We start from the raw sequence: 12,763 nt of genomic DNA on the forward strand, positions 1-12,763 counted from the left end.
AGAAATGAAAACTGCTCATGAAATCCGTCCTGGTAACGTGATCATGTTAGATGGCAGCCCATGGGTTGTTCAAAAGACTGAAACAACTCGTTCTGGCCGTAACGCGGCTATCGTTAAGATGAAGCTGAAGAACCTACTTCAAGACTCATCGACTGAAACCACCTTCAAGGGTGAAGACAAGATGGAAGATATCATTCTAGACCGTCTTGATTGTACTTATTCTTACTTTGCCGATCCTATGTATGTCTTCATGGATGCAGAGTACAACCAGTATGACGTTGAAGCTGACAACCTGGGCGACGCAGCTGCCTATATCGTTGACGGCATGGAAGAGCAGTGCCAGGTAACCTTCTATGAAGGCAAGGCAATTTCTGTTGAACTACCAACAACTGTTGTACGTGAAGTGACCTACACAGAGCCTTCAGCACGTGGCGACACCTCTGGTAAGGTAATGAAGCCAGCAACTATCGCTGGTGGCGCAACCCTTAGCGTTGCAGACTTCGTGAAAACTGGCGACATGATCGAGATCGATACTCGCACACACGAGTTCAAGAAGCGCGCTTAAACAAGCCGTTTACCCAATGATGAAAGCCAGCGTTTTTCGCTGGCTTTTTTGTAGCTAAAGCCAACCAATCCAGTTTAACTGTCTACAGCAGGCCGTCACACCAGCATTTATCACTATTTTTATTTTTAACAAATAAGCCTTTCAGCATTTTCCTCTGAAAATAATTACCAAATTGCGGCAAAGCCCCTTTTAAACAATACTTTTTTTCGTTATTGTTCGATAACTTACGAGCTTTGACACAAGCAGCTTTTTTCTCTACTGGCTATCACGAGGTTTCGATGCGCCCTATCATTAAGTCCAATAAACTCGACACCGTCTGTTACGACATCCGCGGGCCTGTCCATAAGGAAGCCAGACGCCTGGAAGACGAAGGCCATCGCATCCTTAAGCTCAATATCGGTAACCCTGCCCCCTTTGGTTTCGAGGCCCCGGAAGAGATAGTACGCGACGTGATCCTTAACCTGCCCAGCGCACAGGGCTACAGCGAGTCCAAGGGCCTGTTCTCGGCGCGCAAGGCGATTGTGCAGCACTACCAGAGCCTGGGGCTGTTTGGCGTCGATATCGAAGATATCTACATAGGCAATGGTGTATCTGAACTGATCGTCATGGCGATGCAGGGCCTGCTTAACAGTGACGACGAGGTGCTGGTGCCCTCCCCCGATTATCCCCTGTGGACAGCTGCCGTGCACCTCTCCGGTGGCAAGGCGCAGCACTATCGCTGCGACGAAGAGTCCGACTGGTTTCCCGATCTCGATGACATCAAAGTCAAGATAAACAGCCGTACCCGCGGCATAGTGCTGATCAACCCCAACAACCCAACGGGCGCCGTCTACTCCCGCGAGTTACTGCTGGAGATCATCGAGCTTTGCCGTCAGCACGACATCATCTTGTTTGCCGATGAGATCTACGACAAGATCCTCTACGATGGCGCCATGCATATTCCGGCGGCGACCCTGTCAGACGACATTCTCACCGTCACCTTCAACGGTCTCTCCAAGTCATACCGCGCCGCGGGCTTTCGTGTCGGCTGGATGATGCTCTCGGGTAACCTTAAGGCCGCCAAGAGTTATATCGAAGGCCTAGACATGCTGGCCTCCATGCGCCTGTGCTCAAACGTACCCAATCAGCACGCCATTCAGACGGCGCTAGGCGGCTATCAAAGCATCAATGAATTGGTGGCGCCCGAAGGCCGGCTTACGGTGCAGCGTGACACCTGCTATGAACTGCTCAACCAGATCCCCGGGGTGAGCTGTAAGAAACCTAAGGGTGCCCTGTACGCCTTTCCGAAACTGGACGCCAAGAAGTTTAACCTGAGAGACGACGAGCGCCTGGTGCTTGATCTACTCAAAGAGAAGAAAATTCTCCTGGTACAAGGCACCGCCTTTAACTGGCCAGAGCCGGATCACCTCAGGGTCGTCTTCCTGCCCCACAAGGAGGACCTGAATAAGGCGCTGGTGGAATTTGGCGACTTCCTGTCAACTTACAGCCAGTAAGTTAATTCAAGCCAACAGAAAAGCGATCTCAGGATCGCTTTTTTATATTTAATACCAATCACAATAAATCAGTGAGCAGATATAGCGCAGGAAAAACACCTGAGAACAAGGCAGGATTTTTAGGTAAGTAGTTATTCCAGAGTTAGTAATTCCAGGATTAAAAATCCTAACGCAGTTATCAAGCGTTTTAACAAGCTAGAATGATCAGGTTTTTATTACGATTGGTATAAGACACTGTTTCTATTCACTTGCCCTGTGTTACTGTTAAACCAACTTAGCTCAACAGGGAAAGCAGTATGAGTCATTTGTTCGCCCACCTGGCCAGGATGAAGTTGATCCAACGCTGGCCACTCATGTATAACGTCCGCCCGGAAAATGTGCAGGAACACTCGCTTCAGGTCGCCATGGTGGCCCACGCCTTGGCCATTATTGCCAATAAAAAATTCAACAGACAGCTTAGCCCAGAGCGCGCCGCCACCCTGGCCATTTTTCATGATGCCAGCGAGATCCTCACCGGTGACCTACCGACCCCGGTCAAGTATTTCAATAAGGAGATCGAGGCCGAGTACAAGAAGATAGAGGCTATCGCCGAGCGCAGGCTACTTGAGATGGTGCCGGAGGAGTTTCAGGAAGATTACCAAGATCTCTTGCTAAGCGATCAGGCCGATGAAGAGTACAAACAACTGGTCAAATCGGCAGACACCCTCTGCGCCTACCTCAAATGCCTGGAGGAGCAGACCGCCGGCAATCATGAATTCAACACCGCCAAGCGCCGCCTCACCGAATCTTTGAGCAAGAACCCGGATCCGGCGGTAAAATATTTTATCGACACCTTTATACCCAGCTTCGAGCTCAATCTCGATGAGATCAATCGCCTGCTATAGCGGCTAAGGCAGCCAAAGAGGAAAGCATATGACATCGGCTATCTGGCATGAAAGACGCTTGGGCGAAGAGAAGCTCAGGCGCAACGACCACCGCAGTCCCTATCAGCGCGATCGCGCCCGCATTCTCCACTCGGCCGCCTTCAGGCGCCTGCAGGCCAAGACCCAGGTGCTGGGGGTGGGTATGAACGATTTCTACCGCACCCGCCTCACCCACTCGCTAGAGGTATCACAGATAGGCACAGGGATCTGCGCCCAGCTGAAACAGAAATACCCGGACCTGCATCACCTGCTCGACTCCATGAGCCTGATAGAGTCCCTCTGCCTGGCCCACGACATCGGTCATCCTCCCTTCGGCCATGGCGGCGAGGTGGCGCTTAACTATATGATGCGCAGCGACGGAGGATTCGAGGGCAACGGCCAGACCTTCAGGATCCTCACGGCGCTAGAGCCCTATACCGAGCATTTCGGCATGAACCTCACCCGGCGCACATTGTTGGGGATCCTCAAGTATCCTGCGAGCCACGCCGAGCTGTATCAGTCCCAAACTAGGCCCGAAGTCGACAGCTACCGCCAGCTCAAACCCAGCCAATGGCGCCCGGTTAAAGGGATCTTCGACGAAGACAAGGTGGTGCTCGACTGGGTACTTAAGCCGCTGTCAGAAAGCGACAGAGCCTTATTCGTCTCGGCCGAATCCGCGACAATAGATCAACACAAGCGCACACGGCATAAATCCCTGGACTGCTCCATCATGGAGCTGGCCGACGATACCGCCTACGCGATCCATGATCTCGAAGATGCCATCGTCATGGGCATAGTCACCCAGGCCATGTGGCAACAGGATGTAGCCAGTGTGCTGAGTCAGAGTGAAGATAACTGGATAGCGAAAGAGTTTGCCAATATCGGCGACAAGTTGTTTGCGCTGGAAAATCATCTGCGCAAGGATGCAATAGGCACCTTAGTGAACGGCTTTGTCACCGCAATCCTTATCGATGAAAACCCGCAATTTAACGAGCCCCTGCTAAGATACAATGCCCGCCTGGAGGCCCCCTTTGCCGAGGCGCTGCATGTACTCAAGCAGTTTGTTTACAAAAGGGTGATCCGTAAGCCTGAGATCCAGATGCTGGAGTACAAGGGACAACAGATCGTCATGGAGCTGTTTGAGGCCTTCGCCTCGGATCCCGAGCGCCTACTGCCGCTCAATACCCAGGAACGCTGGCAGCAGATGGCGGCGCTAGAGGGTAACTGCAACCGGGTGATCGCCGACTATATCTCGGGGATGACAGATGAATTTGCCGCCCGCCTGCATCAACATCTCTTTAGCGCCCGCGCAGGCTCTCTTATCGATCTGCAGTAGAGAGTTCAAACCTGGCATAAAAAAACGCGCTCTGGGCGCGTTTTTTATCAGCTGTGACATCTGCTAGCGATTAGCCGCCTATCAAACTTGGGAACAAGCCCTTAAACCCGGCCGCCATCACCTCGATACCGATGGAGAGCATTAATAGCCCCATGAGACGGGTGATCACGTTAATGCCCGTCTTGCCCAGTAACTTGAAGATCACCGGCGCCATACGGAACAGGGTAAAGCTGGTGAGGCCGAATATCACCACAGTGATCGACATACCGATAAGATCGCTGAAGGTGTTGTGCTGAGCCGCCGACACTATGACAGAACTGATCGCGCCGGGGCCAGCCATCAGTGGCAAAGCCAGGGGCACTACGGCAACCGACTCCATGCCTGACGCCTCCCTGTCTTCTTCCTGGTTGCGTTTCACCTCGCCCAGCTTACCTTGTAGCATGGACATGGCGATGATCGCGATCAGGGTACCACCGGCAATTCTAAACGCCGACAGCGAGATACTAAACATGTTGAGGATATGCTGGCCGGCAATGATGGTGACCAGGAGGATCACGACCACCGCAAAGTTAGCGACCTTGCCCGTATGGTTACGCTCCGCTTCCGTCTGGTGACTGGTCAGACTCACAAACACGGGCAGCAAACCTATGGGGTTGATTATGGCTACCAAACCAAGAAAAAATTTAACATAGAGTGTTAAATCCAATGTCATCTCCTCAAGTGACGTTATAGTCGGTTAAAAAGCAGTATGGTTGAAAAACGCATACTGTACAGTATTGCTCACGCCTGGAAAAACGAGATTTTCTATCACAATTCACAACTTTGACTTAAATATTCTATTTTTACCCGACTAGAATTATGCCAGTGAGAACCTTCACATTGTACTCACAATGTCATTTTATTACATTAACAGGAGGTTTTGCGGCGTCGATCACGGTTATCACCCCGCCAAGGGTGTAATTTTGTTTCATCAAGAGAATTTAGCCAAAACCGATTTTCGCTAAATTTTTTTCAAAGGATTTTATTATGACTGTTAGCAACCAACAGGAACTCGACCAACTGGTCGAACGGGTCGCCAAGGCCCAGGCACAATTTGCCAACTTTAGTCAGGAGCAGGTCGACAAGATCTTCCGCGCCGCCGCCCTGGCCGCGGCCGATGCCCGTATCTCGCTTGCCAAGATGGCGGCAAACGAAACCGGCATGGGTGTGCTGGAAGATAAGGTGATCAAGAACCACTTCGCCTCCGAATACATCTACAACAAGTATAAGGATGACAAGACCTGCGGCATCCTAGAGGAAGATCCCACCTTCGGCACCATCACTATCGCCGAGCCAGTGGGCCTCATCTGCGGTATTGTGCCTACCACCAACCCGACTTCTACTGCCATCTTCAAGGCCTTGATCAGCCTTAAGACACGTAACGGCATCATCTTCTCGCCGCACCCAAGAGCCAAAGTATCGACTACAACGGCCGCCCGCCTGGTACTGGAAGCCGCGGTTGAAGCCGGGGCGCCGAAAGATATTATTGGCTGGATCGACGAACCCAGCGTTGCCCTGTCTAATCAGCTGATGACCCATGAGAAGATCAACCTGATTCTGGCCACCGGTGGCCCTGGCATGGTTAAGGCCGCCTACTCTTCAGGTAAGCCTGCGATCGGTGTCGGCGCCGGTAACACCCCGATTGTTATCGACGAAACCGCCGACATCAAGCGCGCGGTCAGTTCTATCCTGATGTCCAAGACCTTCGATAACGGCGTAGTGTGCGCGTCGGAACAAGCCGTCGTCGTGGTCGATGCCGTCTATGACGCGGTTAAAGAGCGTTTCGCCAGCCACGGCGGCTATATCCTCTCGGCCAAAGAAGCCAAGGCGATGCAGAAGGTGATCCTGAAAAATGGCGCCCTCAACGCCGACATCGTTGGTCAGAGTGCGGCGACCATAGCGGCCATGGCCAACATCAAGGTACCAAGCACCACTAAGGTGTTGATCGGTCAGGCTACCGAAGTCAGCGAAGCCGAGGCCTTCGCCCATGAGAAGCTCTCTCCGCTGCTGGCCATGTACCGTGCCAGCGACTTCGAAGACGCACTCAACAAGGCAGAAGCCTTAGTCACACTGGGCGGCATTGGCCACACCTCTGGCCTGTATACCGACCAAGACACGCAAACAGAGCGAGTGAAAACCTTCGGCTACCGCATGAAGACGGCCCGTATCCTGATCAACACCCCAGCTTCTCAGGGCGGCATCGGCGATCTCTACAACTTTAAGTTAGCGCCTTCGCTTACTCTGGGCTGTGGTTCATGGGGCGGTAACTCTATCTCAGAAAACGTTGGCCCTAGCCACCTTATCAACAAGAAAACTGTCGCCAAGCGAGCCGAAAATATGTTGTGGCATAAACTCCCCTCCTCTATCTATTTCCGCCGCGGCAGCTTGCCTATCGCCCTCGAAGAGTTAAGCGATAAGAAACGCGCGCTGATCGTGACAGACAAGTATCTGTTTAATAACGGCTACTGCGATGAGACCATCAAGATATTGAAGTCTCAGGGCCTAGAAACCGAAGTCTTCTATGAGGTTGAGGCCGACCCAACCCTTGCCATCGTTAATCAAGGCGCCAGCGTGGCCAAGAGCTTCCAGCCCGATGTGATCGTCGCGCTGGGCGGTGGTTCACCTATGGATGCGGCCAAGATCATCTGGGTCATGTACGAACACCCTGATGTCGACTTTGCCGACCTGGCGCTGCGCTTCATGGATATTCGTAAGCGTATCTACAAGTTCCCTAAACTGGGCAAGAAGGCCAAGATGGTCGCTATCCCGACTACCTCGGGTACAGGTTCAGAGGTCACGCCATTTGCCGTGGTCACCGACGAGCAAACCGGCATGAAATACCCGATCGCCGACTATGAGCTGACACCTAACATGGCGATCGTCGACCCTAACCTAGTCATGGACATGCCAAAGTCGCTCACCGCCTTCGGTGGTATCGATGCGATCACCCACGCGCTGGAAGCCTATGTCAGCGTGATGGCCAACGAATACAGCGACGGTCAGGCACTGCAGGCGCTGGATCTGTTAGTTAAGTACCTACCAGACTCCTACGCACTGGGCGCTCAGGCTCCAGTAGCCCGTGAGAAGGTCCACAATGGCGCAACCATTGCTGGTATCGCCTTCGCCAACGCCTTCTTGGGTATCTGTCACTCCATGGCCCACAAGCTAGGCGCAGAGTTCCACCTAGCCCACGGCCTGGCAAACGCGCTGCTTATCAGTAACGTGATCCGCTTTAACGCGACCGATCTGCCGACCAAGCAGGCCGCTTTCAGCCAATACGATCGACCCAAGGCCCTTTGTCGTTACGCAAAGATAGCTGAACATCTTAAACTTAAAGGCGCGACAGGCGAAGGCATTAGCGATGAAGAAAAAGTGGAAGCGTTGCTCGAAAAAATCGATGAACTCAAGAAGACGATTGGCATTCCGGCTTCGATCCAAGAAGCAGGCGTCAACGAAGCCGACTTCTTCGCCAAGCTTGATGAGTTGGCCGAAGACGCCTTCGACGACCAGTGTACCGGTGCCAACCCAAGATACCCATTGATCGCCGAGCTCAAAGCGATTCTGACCGCCAGCTTCTACGGTAAGAAGTATCAAGATCCGGTTTAAGGCGCGATGGCGTTAGCTAAGCTTAAAAGGTGCCCATGTGGCACCTTTTTTTATGTCATAGTTAGTCCAAATAGAAATATAGCTATTTGTTATTATTAGATAAAAACAAAACAAAAAGCTTTTTATCCTAACCACAAAAATTATTAGTTAGCCAGGCTCAGCGCTTAGGACTATAAGGCTTCACCGTCTCAATAAAAACCTAAGCCATTGACTGCAAAATTAGAATTAACATCCGATCCTGCACTCGACGATATGCTGTTTGCCGACATATGCGACCAGCTTGCCATCCATGGCTATGCGGTGCTGCATAATGTCTTCCCACCTAGCATGTTGCAGCAGCTACTCGATGGGATCACAGAGCTTGCCGAGGAAGACTTTAAGGCCGCGGCAATCGGCCGTGCCCAAGACCAACAGGTTGTCGAGACCATACGCCGCGACAAGATCTGCTGGCTCAACGAGTCGATGGACTTTACCCAGGACTATTTCACCTGGTCAGAGCAACTGCGCCTGGCGGTGAATCGTTATCTCTATCTGGGCCTGTTCGATCAAGAAGCCATGCTGGCCTACTACGCCCCAGGCGCCTTCTATAAGCGACACCTGGACGCCTTTCGGGGTCAAACCAACCGCAAGCTCACCAGCATTCTCTACCTCAACCCCGACTGGCAACCCAGCCATGGCGGTGAATTGCTGATGTACCAAGGTGACGAAACGGCCCCCTTTCAGACGGTCGAGCCCAGATCCGGCACCATGGTGATCTTCTTAAGCGAGCTGTTTCCCCATGAGGTGTCACTGTCCCATCACGATAGATACAGCCTCACCTCCTGGTATCGTATCAACGACGGTATGCCGGGGCACTAAGCCGCTTAATACGAACAAGGACCTTTGCGTTCCGCCCACAAAAAAGCCAGAACTGAGTTCTGGCTTTTTAATTTCTATGATCGGGTGACTAAATTATCACCCACATCTTACGAGTCACTAACTCAGATTACTTCTTGGTCCAGCGATCCATCCAACCAAGCACATTGGCGTACCACTGCTCTAGGTTATCCGGGTTAAGGATCCAGTGGTTCTCATCTGGGTAGATAAGCAGTTCAGACGGAATGCCCTTACGCTGCATGAAGCTAAACGCGGCGAGTCCCTGACCATAAGGTACACGGAAGTCTTTCTCACCGTGGATCACCAGCATAGGCGTCTGCCAGTTATCGACATAGTTAACCGGGTTAAACTTCTCGAACAGCGCCTTGTTGTCCTGATAGGTACCACCGAATTCATACTCTGGGAACCATAGCTCTTCGGTCACATAGTACATAGAGCGCATGTCGAACAGACCCGCGTGGTTAACCAGACACTTGAAGCCGTCGTTCCAGTTGCCTTGGATCCAGTTCATCATGTAGCCGCCGTAAGACCCGCCCAGGGCACAGGCGCGATCGCCATCGAGCCACTTCTGCTGCGCGGTCACCGCTGCCAGACCCTTCTGTAGATCTTCAAGCGGCTTACCGCCCCAGTCTTTCGAGATAGAGTCGGTAAAGGCCTGACCATAACCGGTAGAGCCGTGGAAATCGATCATCACCACGCCGTAGCCAGCGCCCGCCCAAAGCTGCGCATTCCAGCGGCTGCTGAAAGAGTTACCGAAAGAGCCTTGTGGGCCACCGTGTACCAGGAAGGCAACAGGATACTTCTTGCCTTGCTTGTAGTTAGCAGGCTTGATCCAGTAACCGTAGACCTCTTCGTTGTTCCAGCCCTTGAAGCTGAACTGCTCAAACTCGCCAAACTTAATCTTGGCCAGGTTGTCTTTGTTCACCTCGGTCAGACGATTTACATTTTGACCGTCCAGCGACATGGTGTAGAGATCGCCCGGCTCAACCAGGCTCTTATGGTTAAAGACGATCTTATCGCCAGTCACGCCGAGAATGCTGTTACTGCCGTCGTTGTGCAGCGTCTTCACGTCACCAAACTGAGTGTTGACCTCAAAGATGCTGACCTGACCCAGATCCTGCGCCGTCACATACAGAGTGCGGTTGTCGGCGCCGAAGGCCAGTGAGCTTGGGCTGCGATCCCACAGTGGGGCCACTTCTTTCTCTTGACCCGTCACAGTGTCACGCAACATGACGCGGTAGCGATCCGCCTCGAAGCCAGGCTTGCTCATGGCCAGATAAGCCAGGTAACGACCATCGGCAGAGAAAGTAGGCTGGGCATCCCAGGCCTTGTTGCTCTCGGTCAGGTTTTTCGCCTCACCGCCCAGCACAGAGACCTGCCATAGGTCATAGTTGGTTTCCCATGCCTGTGACTTGCTCGGCGCCTTGGCGCTGTATACCACATACTTGCCGTCTGGGGTAAAGGTCACCTCTTCCATGCCAGAAAACGGCAGTGGCGGCGTTTCGGTATCCAGCCCTTTAGTGACATCGACGGCATTGTCGATCAGCTTGCCGTCAAGCTTGGCCACAAACAGGTGGCTGCGGCTATGATCGCCCCAGGTATCCCAGTGACGCACCATCAGCTGCTTGTATTCGCGGCCGGTCGACTTGCGCTCGGCTTCCTGCTCACGCTTGTCGGCGGTGCACTGCAAGGTGTCACACTCAGGATAGACGCGCATGTTCATCACGACTTGTTTGCCATCCAGTGACAACTTAAAGCCTTCTACATCCAGCGGCAGGTTAGAGATCTTCACCGCTTCGCCGCCGTCCAGCGCCAGCTCATAAAGCTGCGAGCTGCCATCGCGGGCCGCCAGGAAGTAGATCTTCTTGTCGTCTGCGCTAAAGGCGACGCTGTGCTCTGTACCTTTGGCCGAGGTCAGGCGCTTTACCTGGCCTTCGCCGACCAGAGACTGAAGATAAAGGTCAGATTGCGCCTCACCTTTATCATCAAATTTTTTAACTGCATAAACGATTTTAGTGCCGTCATTCGACAGTGCACTGGAATGCAGCTTATTCATTTTAACGAGATGTTGTACCTTGAAAGGCTCTGGTGATGCGGCATGAACGCCAGAAACCAGACCGGCAGTCGCCAAGGCAAGTATGATTGCAGTTTTTTTCATTGTTATTGTCATCTTTATGGTTGAACGGCAAGGCGACAATGCTTAATGCTAAGAAATGGCGCCTAAAGCCAAAAAGTCGTGCAAAATATCGCAACAGACACTAAACAAAATTGCGGGTTTAAGCAAGTCGCCTGACTCACCTAAAACCCGCCCAATTCGTTATCTGTTAAGCGCTATTAGGCAAGCTTCACGCGCCAGGTCGCAGGACCGGTTTCGTGAGCATTTACCCCTTCGCTGTCTACGGCAACGGTAACCGGCATATCGGTCACGTCAAACTCATAGATGGCTTCCATACCTAAGTCTTCGAAGGCCACCACGCGAGACTTCTTGATTGCCTTAGACACCAGATAGGCGGCGCCGCCCACGGCCATCAGGTAAACCGCCTTGTGCTTCTTGATAGACTCGACGGTGGCCGGGCCACGCTCGGCCTTACCTATCATGCCCATCAGACCTGTCTTATCCAGCATAAGGTCGGTGAACTTATCCATACGGGTTGCCGTAGTCGGGCCTGCCGGGCCAACCACTTCATCGCCCACAGGATCGACCGGGCCAACGTAGTAGATAAACTTACCGGTGAAATCGACGCCCTCAGGCAGGCCTTCACCGCTCTCGATAAGGGTTTGGATGCGCTTATGAGCCGCATCACGACCCGTGAGCATCTTGCCGTTTAACAACAGCACATCACCGCTCTTCCACTGTTCGATATCGGCTTGGGTCACAGTGTTAAGATCGACACGACGTACGCCCTCGCCCGCTTCGCGGGTGATCTCTGGCGAATCTTCCAGCTTAGGTGTCTCGAGTTCGGCAGGGCCGGTTCCATCGAGGTGGAAGTGTACGTGGCGGGTCGCGGCGCAGTTAGGGATCATCACCACTGGCTTAGAGGCCGCATGGGTCGGTGCAGACTTGATCTTGATATCCAGCACTGTCGTCAGGCCGCCAAGGCCCTGGGCACCAATACCCAGCTTGTTGGCACGCTCGAAGATATCCAGACGCAGCTTCTCTTCGGCGGTTTCGGCGCCCTTGGCCTGCAGCTCGTGGATATCGACAGGATCCATCAGGGCTTCTTTGGCCATCACGGCCGCCTTCTCGGCGGTGCCGCCAATACCTATACCCAGCATGCCTGGTGGACACCAGCCCGCGCCCATGGTGGGCAGGGTCTTCTCAACCCACTCGGCGATATCGTCAGATGGGTTTAACATCACCATCTTAGATTTGTTTTCCGATCCACCGCCCTTGGCGGCAATGGCGACTTCGACATGGTTACCCGACACCATCTCGACGTGTACCACAGACGGGGTGTTGTCTTTGGTGTTCTTACGGCCACCGGCAGGATCGGCAACGATAGAGGCGCGCAGTGGGTTATCCGGGTTGGTGTAGGCGCGTCTAACCCCTTCATCCACCATCTGCTGCACCGTCATGTCTGTCTTGTCCCACTTGACGCCCATGCCGATCTTAACGAAACAGGTCACGATACCCGTGTCCTGACATAGCGGACGCTTGCCTTCGGCAGACATGCGCGAGTTGATCAAGATCTGCGCGATAGCGTCTTTAGCCGCCGCACTCTCTTCACGCTCATAGGCCTCGGCCATGGCGTCAACGAAATCTTTAGGGTGGTAATAAGAGATATATTGTAGCGCGTCGGCGACACTCTCGATGAGGTCCGCTTGCTTGATGATGGGCTGTTCTATAGTCACAGACATTTCCTTACTCACAGTTTGGTTATTCACCGCCCTTTTGCAGGGTCGCGTATTTTTTTTGAATCCGTTCACAATATGATACTCTTTCGCG

Annotated in this window: 9 protein-coding genes; 6 read left to right on the forward strand and 3 right to left on the reverse strand. The window is 53.0% G+C overall.

What is annotated here, in order from left to right; genetic code table 11:
- Positions 1–4: 4 nt before the first annotated feature.
- The 4 genes from efp to DB48_RS16570 all read left to right on the forward strand — a co-directional run bounded on the left by efp (position 5) and on the right by DB48_RS16570 (position 4,296).
- The gene (efp, locus tag DB48_RS16555; RefSeq protein WP_041511305.1) at positions 5–565 is read left to right on the forward strand and encodes an elongation factor P; all 561 of its coding nucleotides are present in this window, start codon (positions 5–7) and stop codon (positions 563–565) included.
- Between the two features lie 278 nt (positions 566–843).
- The gene (locus tag DB48_RS16560; protein ID WP_041511306.1) at positions 844–2,058 is read left to right on the forward strand and encodes a pyridoxal phosphate-dependent aminotransferase; all 1,215 of its coding nucleotides are present in this window, start codon (positions 844–846) and stop codon (positions 2,056–2,058) included.
- Positions 2,059–2,354: 296 nt separating this feature from the next.
- Positions 2,355–2,942 (forward strand): 5'-deoxynucleotidase, encoded by a 588-nt coding sequence (yfbR, locus tag DB48_RS16565; protein ID WP_041511307.1) that lies wholly within the window; start codon positions 2,355–2,357, stop codon positions 2,940–2,942.
- Between the two features lie 28 nt (positions 2,943–2,970).
- Positions 2,971–4,296 carry an anti-phage deoxyguanosine triphosphatase gene (locus tag DB48_RS16570; RefSeq protein ID WP_041511308.1) on the forward strand — a complete coding sequence of 442 codons (1,326 nt, stop codon included), beginning with the start codon at positions 2,971–2,973 and terminating at the stop codon, positions 4,294–4,296.
- 70 nt (positions 4,297–4,366) lie between these two features.
- On the opposite strand, the gene DB48_RS16575 is transcribed toward DB48_RS16570, so the two are convergent.
- Positions 4,367–5,002, reverse strand: a complete 636-nt coding sequence (locus DB48_RS16575) for a YchE family NAAT transporter (RefSeq protein ID WP_041511309.1) — start codon at positions 5,000–5,002, stop codon at positions 4,367–4,369.
- A 320-nt stretch (positions 5,003–5,322) separates the two neighbouring features.
- On the opposite strand from DB48_RS16575, the gene adhE reads away from it, so the two are divergent.
- Together adhE and DB48_RS16585 are read left to right on the forward strand one after the other, a co-directional pair.
- Entirely contained in the window at positions 5,323–7,941 is a 2,619-nt protein-coding gene (adhE, locus tag DB48_RS16580) for a bifunctional acetaldehyde-CoA/alcohol dehydrogenase (RefSeq protein ID WP_041511310.1), read from the forward strand.
- A gap of 207 nt (positions 7,942–8,148) precedes the next feature.
- Positions 8,149–8,799: a 2OG-Fe(II) oxygenase gene (locus tag DB48_RS16585; RefSeq protein WP_041511311.1), complete on the forward strand. Its 651-nt coding sequence runs from the start codon at positions 8,149–8,151 to the stop codon at positions 8,797–8,799.
- Positions 8,800–8,926: 127 nt separating this feature from the next.
- On the opposite strand, the gene DB48_RS16590 is transcribed toward DB48_RS16585, so the two are convergent.
- Positions 8,927–10,975, reverse strand: coding sequence for a dipeptidyl-peptidase 5 (locus tag DB48_RS16590; protein WP_041511312.1), 2,049 nt, complete (start codon positions 10,973–10,975; stop codon positions 8,927–8,929).
- Between the two features lie 176 nt (positions 10,976–11,151).
- Positions 11,152–12,675: a fumarate hydratase gene (locus DB48_RS16595; RefSeq protein ID WP_041511313.1), complete on the reverse strand. Its 1,524-nt coding sequence runs from the start codon at positions 12,673–12,675 to the stop codon at positions 11,152–11,154.
- Positions 12,676–12,763 lie beyond the last annotated feature (88 nt).

This window comes from Shewanella sp. cp20, assembly GCF_000832025.1.
Taxonomy (GTDB): domain Bacteria; phylum Pseudomonadota; class Gammaproteobacteria; order Enterobacterales; family Shewanellaceae; genus Shewanella.